The sequence below is a fragment of the Mesorhizobium sp. WSM4833 genome, from assembly GCF_055811095.1.
Window position 1 is genome coordinate 325697 of the sequence record NZ_JBVVQG010000001.1, and the last position, 22125, is coordinate 347821.

Consider the following 22125-nt stretch of genomic DNA (forward strand, 5'->3'; position numbering starts at 1 on the left):
TTACTCCACTTTTCTCTCCTGACATGGATGCCGCCAAAACCCTGCTAGCATGGGTTGGAATCAGCCATTCGACCCTCGGTCAAAACACGTCAAAGTGATACCTGCATGAAGGAAAAGATCTCGCTCCCGATGGCCCGGCGCATCGCCCTTGCCGCCCAGGGGTTCCTCGATCCTCGCCCGACCGGCACGCCCGACCGCCGGCATTTTGCCCGCACGCTCTCCCGCACCGGCCTATTGCAGATCGATTCCGTCAGCGCGGTGGTGCGCGCTCATTATATGCCGCTTTATTCGCGCCTTGGCCCCTACCCGCTCGCTCTGCTCGACAACGCGGCCGTGACGCGCAAGCGCATGGTTTTCGAATATTGGGCGCACGAGGCCTCCTTCCTGCCGGTCGAGACATACCCGCTGATGCGCTGGCGCATGCAGCGCGCCGAGCGGGGCGAGGAAATGTATCTGGGTCTCGCCAAATGGGGCCGCGAGCACGCCGCCTACATCGAAGAGATCTACCGCGAGGTCGCCGAACGCGGCCCGATCGCCGCTTCCGCGCTGGAGGGCCAGAAAGGTTCGGGCGGCTGGTGGGGCTGGAGCCATGCCAAACACGCCTTCGAATGGCTGTTCTGGGCCGGCCGCATCACCACGGCGCACCGCCGCGGTTTCGAGCGCTTCTATGACCTGCCCGAGCGCGTGCTGCCGCAGGCGATCCTCGATCTGCCGGTGCCGACGCCTGAGGACGCGCACCGCGAATTGCTGCGCATTTCCGCCCGCGCCCACGGCGTGGCGACTTCAGGCGATTTGCGCGATTATTTCCGCCTGTCGCCGGCCGATATGAAAGGCCGGTTGGAGGAACTGGTTGAAACGGGCGAGTTGCTGCCGGTGCGTGTCGAAGGCTGGGACAAGCCGGCCTATCTTCACCGGGACGCCCGTCTGCCGCGCAAAGTCGAGGCCCGCGCCTTGCTGGCACCCTTCGATCCGGTCGTCTTCGAGCGCTCGCGCACCGAGCGGCTGTTCGATTTCCACTACCGCATCGAGATCTACACACCTGCCGACAAGCGGCAGTATGGCTATTATGTCCTGCCGTTCCTGCTCGGCGACAGGATCGTGGCACGCGTCGACCTCAAGGCCGATCGCCCGGCCAGCATACTGCGCGTCCATGCAGCCTATGCGGAGCCCGGTGCGCCGCCTGAAACCGCTGCGGAGCTGTTCGAGGAATTGAAGCTGATGCAAGGTTGGCTCGGGCTCGAACGCATCGAAGTGACGCCTGCCGGGGATTTGGGGCCGGCGCTGGCCGACATAGCCGTGTCGTAAGCTCGCGTTGACACCGCCGCCCGCAAAAGCCTAAATCCGGTTCCAGATGGTCCCTTGCCCGCAACGGCAAGGGCTAAGAGGGAATGCGGTGCGGGGCAAAATCCCAAATCCGCGGCTGTCCCCGCAACTGTAAGCGAAGAGCCAAGGCCGAAAACCACTGGGAATTCCCGGGAAGGCGGCTACCCAAGGCGATGACTCGCGAGCCAGGAGACCTGCCGTCTGCGACTGTAGAATCCGATCGCCCGGCGGGTTTCCGGGCAAGGAGCCCGATCTTTGGACCACGACAGCAGTTTTTCGGCTGGCACAGCGGATATTTCGTCCGGCCATGATGATGCCTTGGCCGGCGTCACCATCATCGTCTGCGGCTCCTGCCGCAATGAGACCGGCTCCGACGCTCATCCCCGCGCCGGCGAGTTGCTGACGGACGACACGCGCCGCGCCGCCGCTGGCGACGATATCCGCATCCGCAGCGTCGAATGCCTTGGCAATTGCAAGCGGCGCCTCAGCGCCGCGATCCTGCGCGACGGCTGCTGGAGCTATGTCTTCGGCGACCTGACCGCGACCAGCGGCGCCGACCTCGTGACAGGCGCAAAGCTCTTCGCCACCTCGAAAGATGGCCTGATCCCGTGGCGTGGCCGCCCCGATAGCCTCAAGCGCGGCCTCGTGGCCCGCATTCCACCCATCGACATGCTGAAGGATTGACCATGACCACTTCCGTATCCCGCGTTCCCTGCACCGTCGTCACTGGCTTCCTCGGCGCCGGCAAGACGACGCTGGTCCGCCATCTCCTGGAAAACGCCGGCGGCAAGCGCATTGCCATCATCGTCAACGAATTCGGCGACATCGGCATCGACGGCGAGATTCTCCAAGGTTGCGGCATCGATACCTGTCCGGAGGAAAACATCGTCGAACTGGCCAATGGCTGTATCTGCTGCACTGTCGCCGATGATTTCGTCCCGGCGCTCGACCAAATCCTGTCGCTGACGCCGAAGGTCGACCATATCCTGATCGAAACCTCGGGCCTGGCACTGCCCAAGCCGCTGGTCCAGGCCTTTCAGTGGCCGAGCGTGAAAAGCCGGGTGACCGTCGATGGCGTCATCGCCGTGGTCGACGGGCCGGCATTGGCCGAAGGCCGCGTCGCCAACGACATGGAGGCCCTCCAGGCGCAGCGCGCCGGGGACGAGACGCTCGACCACGACGATCCGGTGGAAGAACTGTTCGAGGACCAGATCGCCTGCGCCGACCTGATCATCCTGTCGAAGAGCGACCTGATGGACGCCGCCGGCACCGCCCGCGCCAATGCCATCATTGGCGAACACTCCGCCCGCGCAGTGAAGATCGTGCCGACCTCGCATGGCAAGGTCGATCCCTCCGTGCTGCTCGGGCTCGGTCTCGCCGTCGAGGACGACATCGAGAACCGCAAATCCCATCATGACGGCGCCTTCGACCACGAGCATGACGACTTCGACACCTTCATTGTCGACATAGCCTCGGTCGCCAATCCCGATGAACTGGCAAAACGCGTCGCCACGGTCGCAGAAGAAGAGAACGTGCTGCGTGTAAAAGGCTTCGTCGAGGTCGGCGGCAAGCCGATGCGGCTGTTGCTGCAGGCCGTCGGGCCGCGCGTCAATCATTACTATGACCGTGCCTGGACCGCTGAGGATGACCGCCGTTCGCGCCTCGTCGTCATCGGCCTGAAGCGGCTGAACCGTCCGGCGATCGAGCGTATACTCGCCGGCTGATTTCGGACACGGGTCGCGATGCACATCCTCACCACGACATCCGCCTCGCTCGACGACCTCGCCGAGCCGGTCGATCTGCGGCAGACGCCGGCGGATATCGTGGCGCTGTCCTTCACCGACAGCGACCTCGCCGGACTGGCGGCAGCGTGGAAGGCCGACGCCGACCGCCTGCCCTCGATGCGGCTGGCCGCACTGCGCGACCTGCGCCATCCCATGTCCGTCGACCTCTGGGTCGACAGCGTCGCCCGCCATGCCAAGATCATCCTCGTGCGCATCCTCGGCGGCTATGACTGGTGGCGCTACGGCTGCGACCAGCTTGCCTCGACCGCCCGCGAACGCGGCATAAAACTGGCGCTGCTGCCCGGTGAATGCCGCGACGAGGATCTGCGCCTGATCGAAGCCTCGACGCTGCCGCGCGAGGAGTTGGACGGCCTGCTCGACTATTTCCGCGAGGGCGGCCCGGCGAATATGAGCGCACTGGTGCGGAAATTGGCGCGGCTGGCGGGGTCGGATGCGGAAGTTATCGGCCCGGTGGTGGTGCCGAAAGCTGGTTTTTACGTGCCTGGAAGTGGAGTTGTGGAGAAGCGGGACTTATCGAATGCTGGCGCTTACAACGTCAACGCTCCTATCATCCCCATCCTGTTCTATCGCTCGATGCTGCTGGCCGCCGATGTCGCGCCCATCGATGCGCTTGTTGAAGCGCTGCGGCAGCGCGGCATCGACCCAGTCCCGATCTTCGTCTCCAGCCTCAAGGACCCAACCTCCCTCGCCTTCGTGGAAACAGCACTGACGGCGCTGAAGCCCGCCGCCATCATCACCGCGACCGCTTTCGCCTCAGGCGCCGAACCCGGCATCGAAACGCTGTTCGACCGCGCCGGCGTGCCTGTCTTCCAGGTCATCGTCGCCACCACCCGCCGCGACATCTGGCAAAACAACCAGCGTGGCCTGGCACCCGCCGACCTCGCCATGCATGTCGTGCTGCCCGAACTCGACGGCCGCGTCCTCGCCGGCGCCATTTCCTTCAAGGGCGAGACCGAGACCGATCCCGCACTCGGCCACCGCGCCTTCGCCAACCGGCCGGAACCGGATCGCGTGGCGCAGGTCGCTGACCGCGTCGCGGCCTTCATCAAGTTGCAGGAGACACCCCGCGCCGGGCGCAAGCTGGCCATCCTGATCCCGGATTACCCTAGCGCTCCTGGTCGAACCGGCTATGCCGTCGGCCTCGACGTGCCGTCCAGCGTGCTCGCCATGCTGCATGACCTGAAGGAGCAGGGCTATGTGGTTGAGGGGATTCCGCAGACGCCGCGTGGGTTGCTGGATTTGCTGGAAGCCAGCGATACTGGATTGGCCTTAGATAACTACATTGCCTTCTCGACGGAGTTGCCGACTGCGGCAATTACTGCGGTCGAAGCCGCTTGGGGCAAAGCGGAAGACGAAACAGGTTTGCGCGGAAGCTTCCCCTTCCGCGCCGCCACCTTCGGCAACGTCACCATCGCCCTCGCCCCCGACCGCGGCCGCTCCGTCGACCGCCGCGCCGACTACCACGACCCGACGCTGCCCCCGCGCCATGCGCTGATCGCCTTCGGCCTCTGGCTGCGCAAGTCGCTCGGCGTCCACGCGCTGGTCCATGTCGGCGCCCATGGCACGCTTGAATGGCTGCCGGGCAAAACCGTTGCTCTGTCGGAAAACTGCTTTCCGGAGATCGTCACCGGTCCCCTGCCCGTCATCTATCCCTTCATCGTCTCCAACCCGGGCGAAGCGGCGCAGGCCAAGCGGCGCATTGCCGCCGTCACCCTTGGCCATTTGCCGCCACCGCTGACCGGCGCCGGGCTGGACGAAAACCAGCACAAGCTCGAGCGGCTGGTCGATGAATATGCCCAGGCCGACGGGCTCGACCGTCGCCGCCGTGACCGACTGGCGAAACTGATCGTCGACACCGCGCAAAAAACCGGTCTGGCCACCGAAGCCGGCGTCGCCACGACCGACGCGCCGGACGAGGCGCTGCGCCGCATCGACGCCTGGCTTTGCGATCTCAAGGATTTTGCCATCAAGGACGGGCTGCATATCTATGGCCGCGCTCCGGAGGATGAGCCCGACGCCATGCGGCGACAAAGCGCTGAAGCCGAGAAGACGGCGCTGCTTGCCGCGCTCAATGGCGGCCACGTCAAGGCCGGTCCGGCGGGCGCGCCTGCGCGCGGCCGCTCGGACGTCTTGCCCACCGGCCGCAATCTGTTCACCTCGGACCCGCGCACCATGCCGACGCCGACCGCCTATGATCTGGGCAAGGCCGCGGCGGAGGAAGTCGTGCGCGGCTACATGCAGTCGCATGGCGACTGGCCACGCTCGCTGGTCATCGATCTCTGGGGCTCGGCATCGCTGCGCACCGGCGGCGAGGAGATCGCTCAAGGCCTGGCGCTGATGGGCTGCCGGCCGCAATGGGATTTGGCCACCGGCCGCATCACCGGCATCGAAGTGCTGCCGCCGGCCACGCTCGGAAGGCCACGCGTCGATGTCACATGGCGCATATCGGGCCTGTTCCGCGACATGTTCCCGACCCAGATCGCGCTGATCGATGCCGCAGCCAACGCGGTTGCCGCGCGCGACGAGGAGGATTCGGAAAACCCGCTCGCGGCCAAAACCCGCGCCGACGGCAAGATCAGCCCGCGCATCTTCGGCACCTCGCCGGGCACCTATGGCACCGGCGTCGAGGATCTCATGTCCTCCGGCGACTGGGCGGCACGCGACGAAATCGGCCGCGCCTATCTCGACGCTACATCGCACGCCTATGGCGGCGCCGGGGGCGAAGGCATCTCGGCGCCCGGCGCCTTCGAGGGCCGCATCGCCGAAGCCGATCTTCTCGTCCACACCGGCGACGACCCCGGCCGCGACATCCTCGAGGGCTCCGCCGATGTGGCCTTCATCGGCGGCTTTTCCGCAGCACTTGCGGCGCTCGGCAGGAATGCCGACGTCATCGTGCTCGACACCACGGACCCGCAAAAGCCGAAGCCACGCTCGATCAGTGAGGCCGTAGCGCGCGTCGTGCGTGCCCGCGCCGTCAATCCACGCTTCATATCAGGCCAGATGCGGCACGGCCCGCGCGGTGCCTCCGAATTCGCCGAAACCGTCGACCGGCTGATTGGGTTCGCCGAAACCACGCACGCCATTTCGGGAACGCTGATCGAGGCGGTTCATGATGCCTATCTAGGCGATCCCATGGTCCGCGCCTTCATCCTGCGCGAAAACCCAGCCGCCGCAAAAATCATCGCCGAGCGCTTCCTGTCGGCGCGCCGGCGCGGCCTGTGGCATCCCCTGCGCAATTCCATCGACGGCGATTTGACAGCCCTGATTGCCGAGGCAGAAGCGCTTGGGGTGGCGGCATGAACGCCTTCTCGCGCCGCGGCGCCTGTCCGGCTTTGTCGGCGCCGATGCAAACCGGCGACGGCCTGCTGGTGCGGCTCAACCCGGTTGCTGGGGGGATGTCGCCAGAGTCGTTGATCGGACTAGCCGAATCCGCTTTGCGGCACGGCAACGGCATCATGGAAGTCACCGCGCGCGGCAGCCTGCAGATACGCGGGCTGACGGCGCAAAGTGCTGCGCTGCTGGCGGCGGAGGTCGATGCGCTTGATATCGCGGTGCGCACCGGCGTGCCGGTCGAGACCGGGCCGCTGGCCGGCATTGATCCGCAAGAGATTGCCGATCCCCGGCCGCTGGCTGAACGTACCAGGGCTGCGATCGAAGAAGCTGGGCTCGTACAGCGCCTAGGGCCGAAGGTGTCGGTCGTTGTGGACGGCTGCGGGCAACTCACCATGGATGCGGTCACGGCCGACGTGCGGCTTGCTGCAACGCGCACCGATGCGGGAGTTCGGTGGCGGGTGTCTGTCGCGGGTGACGGGAGGAATGCGAGGCCGCTGGCGTTTGCCGATCAAGGTGCGGCGCGCGATATTGCCGTTGCAGCTCTAAGGATGGTTGCAGAGAAAGGCCGCGAGGCCCACGCAAGGGATTTATCGGAGAGGCAATTAGTGTCTTTGGCGGGTTGGCTGTGCTGCACGAGTTTGCGCGAGGCGCCCCCCTCTGTCCTGCCGGACATCTCCCCCTCAGGCGGGGAGATTGGCAGCTTCGACGCCGGCTTTTCCTTAACAGCACCGGAGATTGGCGAAACCATCGGTGACGGCGTAATCTCCCCCCTAGAGGGGGAGATGTCCGGCAGGGCAAAGGGGGGCGCCTCGCGCAAACCTATCGGCCTTTTCCCCTTAGCCGGCCACGCCACCGCCCTCGGCATCGCCCTGCCCTACGGCAGCATGCCGGCGGACAACATCATCGCCCTCGCCCAACACGCCCTCACCCTCGGTACAACCGAAATCCGCCTCGCCCCCGGTCGCGCCCTGCTCTTCCTCGGTCAGCCAACCGCCGCCAACCGCCCCCTCCAGCACACAGCCGCCACCCTCGGCTTCGTCATCGCCCCCGCCGACCCGCGCACGCGCATTGCCGCTTGCCCGGGCATGCCGGCCTGCGCCTCCGGCCGCATCGCCACACGCGACATCGCCGAGACGATAGCCGCTGAAACAGCCGACATCCTCGACTTCACCCTTCACATTTCCGGCTGTGCCAAAGGCTGCGCCCACCCCGGTCCGGCAGCGCTGACGATCGTCGGCGGCGAAAATGGAGCCGGACTTGTCGTGAACGCGACGGCAAAGGCCCTTCCTGCCGGCTACAGGCCGGGCTATGACGCCGCGCGCGGCATCGGCCGCGTCGCGGCGATGATCCGCAGCACACGATATCAAGGTGAAACCGCCGCCGCTTGCCTGACAAGGCTCGGGCCGGCCGGTATCGCCGAGGCCTACCGACAGGCCCAAACTGAAAAACGGAAATGAGCATGGCCGCCTACGACTACATCCATGACGGCACGGCGATCTACGAGCGCTCCTTCGCCATCATCCGCGCCGAGGCCGATCTGTCGCGCTTCTCCGAAGCCGAGGCCGATGTCGCCATTCGCATGATCCATGCCTGCGGCCAGGTCGAAGCTTCAAGTCATTTTGTGTTCTCCACCGATTTCGTTGCCGCCGCCCGCACCGCTTTGGCGGCCGGCGCGCCGATCTTCTGCGACGCGGAAATGGTCTCGCATGGCGTCACCCGCGCCAGGCTGCCGGCGGGCAACGAGGTGATCTGCACCTTGCGCGACCCGCGTACGCACGAAATTGCCAGGCAAATCGGCAACACCCGTTCGGCGGCCGCCATCGACCTCTGGGGCGAGCGCATGGCCGGCTCTGTGGTTGCCATCGGCAATGCGCCGACCGCGCTATTCTATATCCTGGAAAAACTGCGCGATGGCGCACCGAAGCCGGCGGCCATCATCGGCATGCCGGTCGGTTTCGTCGGTGCGGCCGAATCCAAGGATGCGCTGGCCGAGAACTCCTATGGCGTTCCCTACGCCATCGTGCGTGGCCGGCTTGGCGGCAGTGCCATGACCGCCGCCGCGCTCAATTCATTGGCGAGGCCTGGCCTGTGAACGCCTTTCTCAAAGGCCGCCTCGTTGGCGTCGGCACCGGTCCTGGCGACCCCGAACTGCTGACCCTAAAAGCCGCCCGCATCCTGGCCGAGGCCGATGTCGTGGCCTATTTCGCCAAGCGCGGCAACAACAGCAACGCCCGCGCCATCGTCGAAGCGCAGTTCCGGCCCGAAATGACGGAATTGCCGCTGCTCTATCCCGTCACAACCGAAATCGCCAGGGATCACGACGACTACCGCTCGCAGATCACGGCTTTCTACGAGGAGTCGGCCGAGAAGGTCGCCGAGCACCTCGAAGCCGGCAGAATGGTTGCGGTGCTGTCAGAGGGCGACCCGCTGTTCTACGGCTCTTACATGCATCTGCATGTGCGCCTCGCCCATCGTTTTCCGACCGAAGTCATCCCCGGCGTCACCGCCATGTCCGGCTGCTGGTCGCAGACCGGTATTCCGATCGTCCAGGGCGACGACGTGCTCACCGTGCTGCCGGGCACGATGAGCGAATTCGAGCTGAGCCGCCGGCTCGCCGACACCGATGCCGCCGTGATCATGAAGGTCGGCCGCAACCTGCCCAAGATCAGGCGGGCGCTGGAGGCTACGGCCAAGCTGTCGCGCGCCGTCTATGTCGAGCGCGGCACCATGGCCGGCAGCGTCTCGATGAAGCTTGCCGACAAAAAGGACGACAAGGCACCCTACTTCGCCATCGTGCTGGTCGCCGGCTGGTCCGGTCGCCCCGGCGCCGTGGGAGCACAGGCATGAGTGGCCGTCTCACCGTCATCGGCCTTGGCCCCGGCAATGCCGATCAGGTCACCCCGGAAGCCAGCCGCGCTGTCGCCGAGGCGAAATTCTTTTACGGCTACAAACCCTATCTCGACCGGCTGGACCTGCGCCCGGACCAGACCCGCGTCGCTTCCGACAACCGCGAGGAACTCGCCCGCTCCAAGGACGCATTGAGCAAGGCCGCAGAGGGCCATGACGTCGCCGTGGTCTCCGGCGGCGATCCCGGCGTGTTCGCCATGGCGGCGGCCGTCTGCGAGGCGATCGAGGCCGGTCCGGTCGAATGGCGCGCGGTCGATGTCGCCGTGGTGCCCGGCATCACCGCCATGCTGGCGGTTGCCGCCCGCATCGGGGCGCCGCTCGGCCATGATTTCTGCGCCATCTCGCTCTCCGACAATCTAAAGCCATGGGAATTGATCGAACTGCGCCTGCTGGCGGCGGCCGGTGCCGGCTTCGTCATCGCGCTTTATAACCCGATCAGCAAGGCCCGCCCTTGGCAACTCGGCCGCGCCTTCGAGTGCCTGACCGCCATCCTGCCGGGCACCACGCCGGTAATCTTCGGCCGCGCCGCCGGTCGCCCGGACGAGCGTATCGAGGTCTACCTGCTGGCCGATGTCGAGGCTGAAAAGGCGGACATGGCGACCTGCATCATCATCGGCTCGCCGGAAACCAGGATTATCAAGCGCACGGAGAAGCCGGCGCTGGTCTACACGCCGCGCTCGTCCACGGGACGGACAAAATGATCGACCCCAAATCGATCGACAATGGCGGCCAGCGCTTCGACGGTTTCAGCCGAGGGCACGTCCGGCAGATCAGGCCTGCGGATCATGACCACCTCGATGCCAAGCGCCCGAGCCGAGGCGATCTTGCCAAAGGTCGCCTCGCCGCCGCTGTTCTTGGACACCACGACATCGATGCGGTGCCTTTCGAGCAGCGCGCGTTCCTCCGCGTCGCGAAACGGGCCACGGGCCAACAGATATTCGGCGTCGGGCACGGCCAGCTTCGGCTCGACCGGATCGACACTGCGAATGAGATAGTGGTGCTGGGGCGCTGCTTCGAAAGCCGCAACCTCTTGCCGGCCCAGTGCCAGAAAAACGCGGCGCGGCGCCGGTCCAAGCGCTTGCGCGGCATCGCCGATCGTACCGACCAACGTCCAGCGGTCGCCTTCGACAGGCTCCCAGCCGGGACGCCGCAGGGCAAGGATCGGCACGCCGGCCATGCGCGCGGCTTGTGCGGCATTGGCGGAGATTTGCGCCGCATAGGGATGCGTGGCGTCGATCAGCAGATCGGTGGCCGTTTCCGTGAGGTAAGCGGCCAGCCCGTCGGCGCCGCCAAAGCCTCCGCTTCGCACCGGCACGCCTTGCGCGACCGGGCTTTCGGTGCGGCCGGCCAGCGACAGCGTGACCGAGGCACGCGCCGCCAGTTTTCCGGCCAGTTGCCGCGCTTCGGTGGTGCCGCCGAGGATCAGGATACGGTGGGTCATCATGCCTGCTGAGCGTCAATCGCGAGCCGCCTGGCTGACAGTCGTCGGCATCGGCGAGGACGGTTTAGCGGGTCTCGGCGACGAGGCCAAGCAGCGGATTGCCCAGGCTGAGATCATCTTCGGCGGCAAGCGGCACCTCGCCCTTGTCGCTTCCTTCGCCAAGGGCGAGCCGCGCCCATGGCCGGTTCCCTTCGATGCCGAGATGGCTGACGTGCTGGCGCTCGCCGGCAGGAACGTCTGTGTGCTCGCGTCCGGCGATCCGTTCTTCCATGGCGTCGGCGCCACGCTCGCCCGCAAGGTCAAGGCGCAAGAGATGCACGTTATCCCCGCGCCTTCAGCCGTTTCACTGGCGGCCGCCCGGCTCGGCTGGGCGCTGCAGGATATCGAAACCGTCTCGCTGCACGGCCGGCCGCTCGACCTGATCCGGCCGCTGCTGCAGCCAGGCGCGCGCATCCTGGTGCTGACCTCGGATGCAGAGGCCCCCGCGGCGATTGCCCGCCTGCTCGCGGAACTCGACTTCGGCGCATCGCGGCTGACGATCCTGGAGGCGTTGGGTGGGCCAAGCGAGACCCAGCGCTCGGTCCGCGCCGATGCCTTCGACCTCGAAAACCTCAATCCGCTCAACGTGCTGGCGGTCGAAGTTGAATCCGGTCCGGACGCGCGCGTGCTGCCGCTCACATCAGGCCTTGCCGATCACCTGTTCGACCATGACGGCCAGATCACCAAGCGCGAAATCCGCGCGATCACCCTGTCGGCGCTGGCGCCGCGGCGCGGCGAGTTGCTGTGGGACATCGGCGCCGGCTCCGGTTCCATCGGCATAGAATGGATGCTGGCCCACCCTTCCATGCGCACTTTTGCCATCGAGGCCGATCCGGTGCGCGCTGCCCGTATTGGTCGCAACGCCGTTGCCTGTGGCGTTCCCGGCCTTGTCGTGGTCGAAGGCAGCGCGCCCAAGGCGCTTGCCGGGTTGGACACGCCAGACGCGATCTTCATCGGCGGTGGTGGCAGCGATGCCGGTGTCTTGAAAGCTGCCATCAAGGCCCTGCACACTGGCGGCCGTCTCGTGGCAAACGCGGTGACGCTGGAGATGGAAGCCCTGCTTCTTGCCCAACATACGAAGCTCGGCGGCGATCTCACGCGTATAAATATCTCCCGGGCCTCGCCGGTCGGCTCGATGCAGGCCTGGCGGCCGGCCATGCCAGTGACGCAATGGAGCTGGGTGAAGTCATGATGGTCGCAGGCATAGGCTGCCGAAAGGGCGTGGGCGTCGAAGACGTGCTTGCGGCGATCGAAACGGCGCTGGAGGCGCATGGGTTGGCGATAACGGCGCTGTCGGCACTGGCGACTGCCGCGTTCAAGAAGGATGAAGAAGCGATCGCCGCCGCTGGCCGCACGCTGAGTCTTCCCGTCATCATCGTCGACGACTCAGCACTTCAAGCTGCCTCGTCGGATACGCTCAGCCATTCCGATCTCTCGCAGGATGTTGCCGGCACACCATCGGTCTCCGAGGCGTCCGCCCTCGCCGTGGCCGGCACAGGCGCAAGACTGCTTGGCCCCCGCACCGTGCTCGGCCCGGTCACCTGTGCCATCGCCATCAGTGGAGATGCGCCATGACCGTTCATTTCATCGGCGCCGGTCCAGGTGCGGCCGACCTCATCACGCTGCGCGGCGCAAGGCTTTTGGCAAACTGCCCGGTTTGCCTGCATGCCGGTTCGATCGTCGCGCCCGAATTGCTGCAGCACTGCGCGCCGGGGACAAAGCTGGTCGACACCGCGCCGATGTCGCTCGACGAGATCGAGGCCGCCTATCTCGACGCGCACAAATCAGGCCAGGATGTCGCCCGGCTGCATTCCGGTGACCTGTCGGTATGGAGCGCGGTCGCCGAGCAGATCCGCCGGCTGGAAAAGCACGGCATCCCTTATACGCTGACGCCGGGCGTCCCCTCCTTCGCCGCTGCCGCCGCAGCATTGCGCCGCGAGCTGACCATTCCCGAAGTGGCGCAAAGCCTGGTGCTGACCCGCATTTCCGGGCGCGCGTCAAAAATGCCGCCCGGCGAAACGCTGGCCGGCTTCGGCCGCACCGGCGCCACGCTCGCTATTCATCTTGCCATCCACGCCATCGATCGCGTCGTCGCCGAACTGACGCCGCACTATGGCGGCGATTGCCCGGTGGCGGTCGTCTTCCGCGCTTCCTGGCCGGACGAGCGCGTGCTGACCGGCACGCTGGCGACCATCGAGGCACAGCTCGCCGCCGATCCGATGGAGCGCACGGCGATCATCTTCGTCGGCCGCTCGCTGGCGGCGCAAGGTTTTGGCGAGAGTTCATTATACGACGCCCATTATCAGCGGCGTTTTCGCGGACGGGACGGATTGTGAGCGGCAGCACCAAAAATATCACGCTCGAAAAAGCCTTGTCCCGGCTGAACTTCAAGCCGCGCCAACTGGAGCCGGGCCATGTCTGGCTTGCCGGCGCCGGCCCCGGCGACCCCGGCTGCCTGACCCTGGAAGTGCTGGCGGCTTTGGCCGAGGCGGATGCGCTGGTCTACGACGCACTGGTGTCCCCTGACATTGTCGCAGTTGCCGAAAAAGCCGAGCTTTTCTTTGCCGGCAAGCGCGGCGGCAAACCGTCGATGAAACAGGACGACATCACCGCCCTGCTGGTCCGGCTCGCACGCGAAGGCCGCCGCGTCGTCAGGCTGAAGGGCGGCGATCCCTATATTTTCGGCCGTGGCGGCGAAGAAGCTCTGGCGCTGGCGCGGGAAAGTATCCCGTTCCGCGTCCTGCCCGGCCTGACCTCGGGCCTCAGTGCGCTGGCCGCGACCGGCATCCCCGCCACCATGCGCGGCATCAACAAGGCGGTGATCCTGGCGACCGGCCACGCCGCCGGCACCGATGACGATCTCGACTGGGCGGCGATCGCCCGCACCGGCCAGCCTGTCGTCGTCTATATGGGCATGGCCAATCTGCCCTTGATATCAGCCGCCCTTCTCGATGGCGGGCTGGCGCCGTCGACACCGGCGGCTGTGATCGTCGCCGCGACGACGCCGCAGGAGCGGACCGTCGTCGCCACGCTCGCCACCATTGCCGAGGAAGCTGCGGCCGCCGGTCTCGCCTCGCCGGCGCTGATCGTCGTCGGCGGCATCGTTGCCATGCGCGCGGCCCTGGCGGGGCAAGCATGACGGCCCGCGCCATCATCATCGGCGCGCCGCGCTCCGGCTCCGGCAAGACCAGCGTCACCATCGGCATCCTGCGCGCGCTGACCCGGCGCGGCTTGAAAGTGCGCGGCGCCAAATCCGGCCCCGACTATATCGACCCCGGCTTCCACACCGCCGCCACGGGCCTCTCCGGTGTCAATCTGGACAGCTGGGCGATGCCGCCATCGCTGCTCAACGCGCTCGCCGCGCAAGCCGCCGATGACACCGATTTCGTCATCCTGGAAAGCGCCATGGGCCTGTTCGACGGGATACCCGCGGCTCCCGGCCGAACCGGCTCGGCGGCCGACCTGGCGCGGCTCTATGGCCTGCCGGTGCTGCTGGTGCTCGACGTCTCCGGCCAGTCGACCACGGCGGCGGCTGTCGCCAAGGGTTTTGCCACCTATGATCCTGACGTGCGCATGGCCGGTGTCGCGCTCAATCGGCTGGGCAGCGAGCGCCACCGCAAGCTGTGCAGCGAGGCCATCGAGGCGATCGGCCTGCCGGTCGTCGGCGCCATCCTGCGCGATCCCACGCTGAACCTGCCCGAACGGCATCTCGGCCTTGTCCAGGCTGGCGAATATGACGACCTGATGGCGCATCTCGACCGGCTGGCCGACATGGCGGAAAAGTCGCTCGATCTCGACGCGATCATGGCTCTGGCGACCCCCCTCACCCCCGCGCCCGGCGGTTTCGACGACGCGCTGGCGCCGCCCGGCCAACGCATCGCGCTGGCCGAGGATGCCGCCTTCACCTTCCTCTATCCGCATGTCGCCGCCTACTGGCGCAAGGCGGGTGCGGAAATCGTCCCGTTCTCGCCGCTCGTCGACGAAGCGCCCGACGGGACCTGCGACGTTTGCTGGTTGCCGGGCGGCTATCCCGAGCTTCACGCCGGCAAGCTCGCCGCCGCCGCGACTTTCCGCGCCGGCATGGCGCGTTTCGCCGCGACGAAGCCCATCCATGGCGAGTGCGGTGGCTTCATGGTGCTCGGCGAAGCCCTGGAGGACGCGTCGGGCGAAACGCATGCGATGCTCGGCCTGCTCGGCCACGCCACCAGCTTCGCCAGGCGCAAGATGAACCTCGGCTACCGCGAGGCGCGGCTGCGTGCCGATTGTCCGCTGGGTGCACAGGGCGCGCTGATCCGTGGCCACGAATTCCACTATGCGCAGATGACGGCGACAGGCAATGACGAGCCGCTGGCCGACCTTGCGGACGGCCAGGGCAATCCGATCGGCGCCTCGGGCTACCGGCGCGGCCATGTCAGCGGCACCTTCTTCCATGCGATTGCGAGGGGCTAGAGCATGAAATTCGGGAATCTGGCCCTCTCACCACGACAGGTCGTCGACGACATCGCGCTCTGCCTGGTCTTCTTCACCAGGCTGCCGCTGCCCGTCTTCGATTTTCGCGGCCGCAGCCTTGCCGCGGCGATCTGGGCCGCCCCCATCACCGGTCTCGTCGTCGGCCTGATCGGCGCCATCGTTTTTGCCACGGCGGAACGGTTCGGCCTTGCCATGGGGCCGGCGGCCGCACTTGCCCTCGTGGCAACCCTGCTCACCACCGGCTGCCTGCATGAGGACGGCCTGTCCGACGTCGCCGACGGGTTTGGCGGCGGCAAATCGCGCGGCCGCAAACTTGAGATCATGCGCGACAGCCGCATCGGCGCCTATGGTGCGGCGGCGCTGGCTCTGTCGCTGCTGACCCGCTGGAGCGCGCTGTCGGAGTTCGTCGATCCCACACAGGCCCTGTTTGCCCTCCTGGCCGCACACGCGGCCTCGCGCGGCCTGCTTGGCGCCTTCATGCATCTCTTGCCTCCAGCGCGCGTCGACGGCCTCTCGGTCGACGCCGGCACCGTCTCGCAGGAAACCGCCATGGCCGGCGCCGGGCTCGGCGCGATCCCGCTTCTCTTGCTCGGGCTGGGCGGCGCCGTCTTCGCGCTGATCCTGCTTGGCCTGCTGTTTGCCGCATTCCGCGCCCTTTGCTTCAACCAGATCGAGGGCCAGACCGGCGACACGATCGGCGCCTTGCAGCAGGCAAGCGAGATCGCGGTGCTGCTCGTCGCGTCCGTAGCGCTTTCCTGATCCCTTTGGCCTGATCCCCATGGCCTGATTCCTTTTCGGAGACTTTGCCCCCATGCCCTTCAAATCCCTACGTGAATTGCGCGCCGCCTGCCTCGACCTGCCGTCTGGCAGCGATGCCGCTGCCAATGCGGTCGCACGCCGCCAGGACACGCTGACCAAGCCGCAAGGCAGCCTCGGCCGGCTCGAGACCATCGCCGCGTGGCTGGCGCGCTGGCAGGGCCGCGACATGCCGAAACTCGACCGCGTCAAGGTTTTCGTCTTCGCCGGCAACCACGGCGTCACCGCGCAAGGTGTGTCGGCCTATCCCTCGGAAGTCACCGTGCAGATGGTGGCGAATTTCGCTGGCGGCGGTGCCGCCATCAACCAGCTTGCCCGCATGGCCGGCGCCGAACTCGACGTCATCCCGCTCGATCTCGACCATCCGACCGGCGACTTCACCCAAGGTCCGGCAATGGACGAAGCGCCCTTTCTGGCGGCGGTCTCGGCCGGCTATGATGCGGTGACGAAGGATCTTGACCTTATCTGCTTCGGCGAGATGGGCATCGGCAACACCACGCCGGCGGCTGCCATCTCAGCAGCCCTGTTCGGCGGCGGCGCGGAAAAGTGGACAGGGCGCGGCACCGGCGTCGATGACGCCGGCTTGAAGCGCAAGGTGGTCGCCATCGAAGCCGGCCTGAAGCGCCATGCCGCAGCCCTCGCCGACCCGCTTGCTATCGCTGCCGTGCTCGGCGGACGCGAACTGGCCGCCATCTTCGGCGCCACGCTGGCTGCCCGCCATCTGGGCATACCCGTGCTGCTCGACGGTTTCGTCTGCACCGCCGCCGCAGCCCCGCTGGCGAAGCTGCATCCGACCGGCCTCGCCCACACCATCGCAGCCCATGTCTCCGCTGAGTCAGGCCATCGCGGCCTGCTCGAAGCGCTCGGCCTGCCGCCGCTGCTCGATCTCGGCATGCGGCTCGGCGAAGGCTCCGGCGCCTGCCTCGCCGTCAACATCGTCCGCTCGGCGCTGGAGTGCCATGCCCGCATGGCGAGTTTTGCAGAGGCTGGCGTGTCGGAGAAGTAGTTATTCATTCCCCGTATCGGCCGACAAAGATGCCGTTGTCACGACAAAGGGGCATCTTACCGCAACGGCGATTCTCAAATAGATTTTCGTGGATGAATTTCATCCTGCCGCAGCTGCGGTGTTATCGCCGGGGCGGTCGCTGTTGTGTCCCGTCACAGCAGCTATTCAAGTCATGGCCCGATCGACACCGGCATTTTCGTTGTCTTCCTGGTCTTCTTCTGGTGGCTCGTCAGCGATTTCTCCGGGGGAAAAGACGGAACTGGCGCCAACGAAGCTGCAGCCGGGGAAAGGAGCCTTGCTTTTCGATTCGGCCGGTTTCTGAGCCGCATTTTTCAACGCGGCTAAATCGCCACAAGATCCGGATAGCGCGTTTGAAGAATCACGGTCGGACAGCCTTGCCCGAGATGCGCCAAACGCGTCTCGCTTTCAGGGTCTTTCCACCAACTCTTCTAGGAATTTGGTGGGTGCGCACAGGATTGAACTGTGGACCCGCTGATTAAGAGTCAGCTGCTCTACCAACTGAGCTACGCACCCACTCGGCCGGCAAAAACCGGCGTTGGCGGGCATATAGCCGCCACCATCGGTCCTGTCCAGCCCTGCCGGAATCATTTCCCGACAAATCGACCGAGCATGCGTTCGATCAGACGAACAGCTTGCCTTCCGCCACCTTGATTGCGTTGCCGCCGATGCGCGCCGAGGCCAGTTTTCCGCCTTGCACGGTCAGTTCGAGGCGGATACGCGATGGCCGGCCCATCTCCAGCCCCTGCTCGATCCACAGCTGTGAAATGCCATCGGTCGGCGCGTCGAAATGCATGATGGCGCCGGCAAAGGCGGCTGCCGCCGAGCCGGTCGCCGGGTCCTCGTAGGAAGGCGTGCCAGGCACGATCATGCGCACATGGAAGGCGCTTTCGTGGTTCACCGTCTCGCGGCAGTAGACATAGGGGCTGGCGAAGGCCCATTCGCTCTTGCGCGGCGCCAGTTCCGACCAGGCCTGGTTGTCCAGCCGGATGCGACCCGCCGCCTCGAGATTGGCAACCGGGATGGTGACATAGGGCACGCCCGCCGACCAGAATGCGACGCGGTGATTCTCGAAGCCGATCTCATGCGGCGTCAACCCAAGCGCGGCACCGATCGCCTCCGGATCGGCATCGAGCTTCAGCGGCTCCGGCAGCTTCGCCAGATCGAACTCGGCAAAAGTGTTGCCGTCATGCTTGCTGACGGCGCACCGCACCGGACCGATGTTTTCCTCCAGCACGAAGATGCCGGCGCCGCCCTCCTCCGCAAGTTCGGCCAGCGCGATCGCGGCGCCGACCGTCGGATGGCCGGCGAACGGCATTTCATAGTCGGGCGTGAAGATGCGGATGCGGTTTTTGTGCTTGGGATTGTCCGGCGGCAGGACGAACACCGATTCGGACAGGTTGAATTCGCGCGCGATGGCCTGCATCGCGGCCGTGTCCAATCCCTTGCTGTCGAGCACGACGGCCAAAGGATTGCCGGCCAGTCGCTCGGTCGTAAACACATCGTAAAGCAAGTAATTCCGGGTTTTCATTCCTGCCTCAATCCCAACATGGGCGAAATTTAATTTGATATTTGAACCGGTAAGCCTGATCTGTGCACAGATAGGGACATTGCGCGTTATAGGGGTCCAGCGTGGACCAGATTGTCAATCTGCCAAAGACGGAATCGGATTCCGCCATCGAGACGGCGCTTGGGCTCGACCAGACAGGCCGGCGCAGATCGCGCCGTCGTGGGTGGCTCTATGCGCTGCTGGCGCTGATCGTGCTCGCCGCCGGGCTTGGCGTCTATCAATGGTATGCCGGCTCGCCGGCCAGGATTGACTACACCACAGTGCCTGCCGCCAAGGCCGACCTCACAGTCGCGGTGTCGGCGACCGGCACGCTGCAGCCACTCACCCAGGTCGATATTTCAAGCGAACTGTCCGGCATCATCCGCTCGGTCTCGGCCGAGGAGAACCAGCAGGTCAAGAAGGGTGACGTGCTGGCGACACTCGACACGGTGAAACTCGAAGTCCAGATCGAGCGTGCCGAAGCTTCGGCCAAGGCCGCCGCCGCCAATGTCGAGGACGCCACGGTTACGCTGGCGGAAAACGAGAAGGCGCTGGTGCGCGCCGCCGAACTGACCAGGCGCGGCATGGCGACCGACCAGTCGCTTGAAGCGGCAACCGCCACGCGCGACCGTTCCAAGGCAGCTCTCGACAGTGCGCAGGCCAACCTCGCCATCGCCCAGGCCGACCTCAAGGCGCAGCAGACCGACCTTGCCAAGAGCACCATCTATGCGCCGATCGACGGCATCGTTTTGACGCGCTCGGTCGATCCCGGCCAGACGGTCGCCTCCTCGCTGCAGGCGCCGGTGCTGTTCATCATCGCCGCCGATCTCAGGAACATGGAACTGGTGGCGGCGGTCGACGAGGCCGACATCGGTGCGGTCAAATCCGGCCAGCATGCCCGCTTCACCGTCGATGCCTTCCCCGAGCGGCCGTTCGATGCCGAGATCCGAGACATCTCCTATGCCTCGGTCACCACTGACGGCGTCGTCACCTACAATGCGCGGCTCGAGGTCGACAACAACGAGCTGCTGCTGCGGCCCGGCATGACCGCCACCGTTTCGGTCGTCACCAAGCAGGCCAAGGACGTGCTCACCGTACCGGCCACCGCGTTCCGCTTTCGTCCTGCCCAGCAGGCCGCACGCGGCTGGAGCCTCAGCGACCTGTTCACCGGCCGCATGGGCCGCCCCGGCGGCAACCGCCAGCGCCAGGCCGCGACAGCGCCCACCGACGGCTCGCGCACGCTCTACGTGCTGGAGAACGGGCGTCCGCACCCGGTCAACGTCAAGATCGGCTCCACCGACGGCGAACTGACCGAGATCATTTCGGGCCTCGACGAAGGCGCTCAGGTCATCACCGCGTCGCAGCAGCGGAGCTGATGCCGTGGCCGCCGGTGCTGCCCTCATCACCTTCGACAAGGTCTGGAAGAGCTATGGCCAGGGCGAGGCCAAGGTGCATGCGTTGGCCGGCGTCGATCTTGCCATCCGGCGTGGCGAATTCGTCGCCATTATGGGGCCGTCCGGCTCCGGCAAGTCGACGGCGATGAACATCATCGGCTGCCTCGACACGCCGACGGCCGGAACCTATTCCTTCATGAGCATCGACGCCGGCCGCCTCGACCGCAACCGCCGCGCCATGCTGCGCAACCTCTATGTCGGCTTCGTCTTCCAGGGTTACAATCTGCTGGCCCGCACCACGGCGGCCGAAAATGTCGAACTGCCGCTGATCTATCGCGGCGTGGCCGCCCGCGAGCGCCGCGACCTTGCCATGCAGGCCCTGGCGGAGGTCGGCCTTGTCGGCCGCGAGCACCACACGCCGGCCGAACTGTCCGGCGGCCAGCAGCAGCGCGTGGCGATCGCGCGCGCCATCGTCACGCGCCCGACGCTGCTCGTCGCCGACGAGCCGACCGGCAATCTCGACACCGCCCGCACGCACGAGATCATGGAGTTGCTGACGCGGCTCAACAAGGAGCTTGGCCTAACCATCGCCATGGTCACCCACGAGGCCGATGTCGCCGACTATGCCGAACGCACCATCCGCTTCCTCGACGGCCACGTCGCCTCTGATTCCAGGAAGCTGGAGATCGCACAACCATGATCTGGGAAACCGTCCGCCTGTCGCTGCGCTCGATCCGCCGCAACGTGCTGCGCTCGTTCCTGACCTTGCTCGGCATCGTCATCGGCGTTGCCGCCGTCATTGCCATGCTCACCATCGGCTCGGGCACCACGCAGAAGGTCAAGGCCGACATCTCCAAGCTCGGCAGCAATCTGCTGGTCGTCCGCTCCGGTCGCCCGGCCGGTCCCGGTGGCCCGGGCGGGCTCGACCAGGTGGTGCGTCCGCTGGCCGAAAAGGAGCTGGCGGCGCTGGTTGCGCATCTGACTGGCGCCCGCGCCATTTCGCCGGCTTCGCAAAAGCAGGTCCGGGTCATCTTCGGCACCGAGAGCCTGACCTCGGGCGTCACCGGCACCGACAGCGCCTATCTCGATGCGCGCGACTGGAAACTGGTGTCGGGCCGCCCGTTCAGCGATTCCGAAACCCGCTCGGGCACCGGCGTGTGCCTGATCGGCGAGACGGTGCGCCAACAATTCTTCGGCGCTGGCGATCCCGAGGGCGAGATCATCCGCGTCAACCGCACCTCCTGCAAGATCATCGGCCTGCTCGAGCCCAAGGGCTATACCGGCTTCGGTCAGGATCAGGACAATGTCGTGCTGATGCCGCTGCACGCCTACCAGCGCCGCATCGCCGGCAACCGCGACATCGACAACATCTACATCGCCGCCGATGACCGCACGCCGACCAGCGAGCTGCAGCCGCGCGTCGAGGACATTCTGCGCGACGCCAGACGCATCACGCCCGATCGTGAAAGCGATTTCGCCATCCGCGACATGACCCAGATCGCCGACGCCATGGCCAGCGCCACCACCACCATGACCGGCATGCTGGGCGCCGTCGCCGGCGTCAGCCTGCTGGTCGGCGGCATCGGCATCATGAACATCATGCTGGTGTCGGTCACCGAACGCACCCGCGAGATCGGCATCAGGCTCGCCATCGGCGCGCATGAAAAGCACATCCTGATCCAGTTCCTGGTCGAGGCCACGGTGCTGTCGCTGCTCGGCGGCATCATCGGCATCCTGATCGGGCTGGCGCTGGCCGGCCTCGCCGCGGTGACGCTGACCATCCCGTTCGCGCCGAGCCCGGCGGTGATCCTGCTCGCCGTCGGCTTTTCCGCGCTCATCGGCATGGTGTTCGGCTTCTTCCCGGCGCTGCGCGGCGCCAGGCTCGATCCGATCGATGCGCTTAGGCACGAATAGGGCAACCCGGCCGGAACGCGGCCAGCGCTCAGACCGGTTTTGCACAGCCTTAGACGTTTCCACCCTACCCGCCACTGTCGCCGCGCCGTTCATGATGCTAGGGCAATTCA

General features: G+C 66.3%; 20 protein-coding genes, 1 tRNA gene and 1 riboswitch. Of the genes, 18 read left to right on the top strand and 3 right to left on the bottom strand.

Annotation, left to right across the window (positions count from 1 at the left end; genetic code table 11):
• Positions 1–105: 105 nt before the first annotated feature.
• The 8 genes from AC0L2D_RS01650 (at position 106) to AC0L2D_RS01685 (ending at position 10069) form a co-directional block, all read left to right on the top strand.
• Positions 106–1305 (top strand): winged helix-turn-helix domain-containing protein, encoded by a 1200-nt coding sequence (locus AC0L2D_RS01650; protein ID WP_473540197.1) that lies wholly within the window; start codon positions 106–108, stop codon positions 1303–1305.
• A gap of 30 nt (positions 1306–1335) precedes the next feature.
• Positions 1336–1539: riboswitch (cobalamin riboswitch) on the top strand.
• A gap of 39 nt (positions 1540–1578) precedes the next feature.
• The gene (locus tag AC0L2D_RS01655) at positions 1579–2007 is read left to right on the top strand and encodes a DUF1636 family protein (protein ID WP_013531088.1); all 429 of its coding nucleotides are present in this window, start codon (positions 1579–1581) and stop codon (positions 2005–2007) included.
• 2 nt (positions 2008–2009) lie between these two features.
• On the top strand, positions 2010–3047 hold the full coding sequence (gene cobW, locus AC0L2D_RS01660) for a cobalamin biosynthesis protein CobW (RefSeq protein WP_473540199.1): 1038 nt from the start codon (positions 2010–2012) through the stop codon (positions 3045–3047).
• Between the two features lie 18 nt (positions 3048–3065).
• The gene (gene cobN, locus AC0L2D_RS01665; RefSeq protein ID WP_473540200.1) at positions 3066–6428 is read left to right on the top strand and encodes a cobaltochelatase subunit CobN; all 3363 of its coding nucleotides are present in this window, start codon (positions 3066–3068) and stop codon (positions 6426–6428) included.
• The gene (cobG, locus tag AC0L2D_RS01670; protein ID WP_473540201.1) at positions 6425–7918 is read left to right on the top strand and encodes a precorrin-3B synthase; all 1494 of its coding nucleotides are present in this window, start codon (positions 6425–6427) and stop codon (positions 7916–7918) included. The genes cobN and cobG overlap by 4 nt, the downstream gene beginning before the upstream one ends.
• 2 nt (positions 7919–7920) lie before the next feature.
• Positions 7921–8553, top strand: a complete 633-nt coding sequence (locus tag AC0L2D_RS01675; RefSeq protein WP_473540202.1) for a precorrin-8X methylmutase — start codon at positions 7921–7923, stop codon at positions 8551–8553.
• Positions 8550–9308 (top strand): precorrin-2 C(20)-methyltransferase, encoded by a 759-nt coding sequence (locus tag AC0L2D_RS01680; RefSeq protein WP_024501369.1) that lies wholly within the window; start codon positions 8550–8552, stop codon positions 9306–9308. The genes AC0L2D_RS01675 and AC0L2D_RS01680 overlap by 4 nt, the downstream gene beginning before the upstream one ends.
• Positions 9305–10069 (top strand): precorrin-3B C(17)-methyltransferase, encoded by a 765-nt coding sequence (locus tag AC0L2D_RS01685; RefSeq protein WP_024501370.1) that lies wholly within the window; start codon positions 9305–9307, stop codon positions 10067–10069. Before AC0L2D_RS01680 ends, AC0L2D_RS01685 begins: the two co-directional genes overlap by 4 nt.
• Here AC0L2D_RS01685 and AC0L2D_RS01690 read toward each other — a convergent pair.
• Positions 10033–10809, bottom strand: a complete 777-nt coding sequence (locus tag AC0L2D_RS01690) for a cobalt-precorrin-6A reductase (RefSeq protein WP_473540203.1) — start codon at positions 10807–10809, stop codon at positions 10033–10035. The two genes, AC0L2D_RS01685 and AC0L2D_RS01690, sit on opposite strands and share 37 nt — an antisense overlap.
• A 1-nt stretch (position 10810) precedes the next feature.
• On the opposite strand from AC0L2D_RS01690, the gene cbiE reads away from it, so the two are divergent.
• From cbiE to cobT, 7 genes are read left to right on the top strand one after another with little or no spacing between them, the layout of a single operon-like run.
• Positions 10811–12040, top strand: coding sequence for a precorrin-6y C5,15-methyltransferase (decarboxylating) subunit CbiE (cbiE, locus tag AC0L2D_RS01695; RefSeq protein ID WP_473540204.1), 1230 nt, complete (start codon positions 10811–10813; stop codon positions 12038–12040).
• Entirely contained in the window at positions 12037–12423 is a 387-nt protein-coding gene (locus AC0L2D_RS01700; RefSeq protein WP_473540205.1) for a cobalamin biosynthesis protein, read from the top strand. The genes cbiE and AC0L2D_RS01700 overlap by 4 nt, the downstream gene beginning before the upstream one ends.
• Positions 12420–13184 carry a precorrin-4 C(11)-methyltransferase gene (gene cobM, locus AC0L2D_RS01705; protein ID WP_127366834.1) on the top strand — a complete coding sequence of 255 codons (765 nt, stop codon included), beginning with the start codon at positions 12420–12422 and terminating at the stop codon, positions 13182–13184. Before AC0L2D_RS01700 ends, cobM begins: the two co-directional genes overlap by 4 nt.
• Positions 13181–13987 carry a uroporphyrinogen-III C-methyltransferase gene (gene cobA / locus AC0L2D_RS01710; protein WP_473540206.1) on the top strand — a complete coding sequence of 269 codons (807 nt, stop codon included), beginning with the start codon at positions 13181–13183 and terminating at the stop codon, positions 13985–13987. The genes cobM and cobA overlap by 4 nt, the downstream gene beginning before the upstream one ends.
• Positions 13984–15297 carry a cobyrinate a,c-diamide synthase gene (locus AC0L2D_RS01715; protein WP_024501376.1) on the top strand — a complete coding sequence of 438 codons (1314 nt, stop codon included), beginning with the start codon at positions 13984–13986 and terminating at the stop codon, positions 15295–15297. Before cobA ends, AC0L2D_RS01715 begins: the two co-directional genes overlap by 4 nt.
• A 3-nt stretch (positions 15298–15300) precedes the next feature.
• A complete protein-coding gene (locus tag AC0L2D_RS01720) occupies positions 15301–16077 on the top strand; it encodes an adenosylcobinamide-GDP ribazoletransferase (RefSeq protein WP_473540207.1) in 777 nt (258 codons plus the stop codon).
• A 52-nt stretch (positions 16078–16129) separates the two neighbouring features.
• A complete protein-coding gene (cobT, locus tag AC0L2D_RS01725; RefSeq protein ID WP_473540208.1) occupies positions 16130–17140 on the top strand; it encodes a nicotinate-nucleotide--dimethylbenzimidazole phosphoribosyltransferase in 1011 nt (336 codons plus the stop codon).
• A 458-nt stretch (positions 17141–17598) separates the two neighbouring features.
• Here cobT and AC0L2D_RS01730 read toward each other — a convergent pair.
• Positions 17599–17674: transfer RNA gene (locus AC0L2D_RS01730), tRNA-Lys, on the bottom strand.
• A 106-nt stretch (positions 17675–17780) separates the two neighbouring features.
• Positions 17781–18689, bottom strand: coding sequence for a PhzF family phenazine biosynthesis protein (locus AC0L2D_RS01735; protein ID WP_027160563.1), 909 nt, complete (start codon positions 18687–18689; stop codon positions 17781–17783).
• Between the two features lie 101 nt (positions 18690–18790).
• On the opposite strand from AC0L2D_RS01735, the gene AC0L2D_RS01740 reads away from it, so the two are divergent.
• Genes AC0L2D_RS01740 through AC0L2D_RS01750 form a run of 3 tightly spaced genes read left to right on the top strand, consistent with a single transcriptional unit; the run spans position 18791 to position 22015 of the window.
• The gene (locus AC0L2D_RS01740) at positions 18791–20083 is read left to right on the top strand and encodes an efflux RND transporter periplasmic adaptor subunit (protein WP_063172431.1); all 1293 of its coding nucleotides are present in this window, start codon (positions 18791–18793) and stop codon (positions 20081–20083) included.
• Positions 20084–20087: 4 nt separating this feature from the next.
• Positions 20088–20801, top strand: coding sequence for an ABC transporter ATP-binding protein (locus tag AC0L2D_RS01745; protein WP_063168254.1), 714 nt, complete (start codon positions 20088–20090; stop codon positions 20799–20801).
• Entirely contained in the window at positions 20798–22015 is a 1218-nt protein-coding gene (locus AC0L2D_RS01750) for an ABC transporter permease (RefSeq protein WP_063168255.1), read from the top strand. The genes AC0L2D_RS01745 and AC0L2D_RS01750 overlap by 4 nt, the downstream gene beginning before the upstream one ends.
• Positions 22016–22125: the final 110 nt, after the last annotated feature.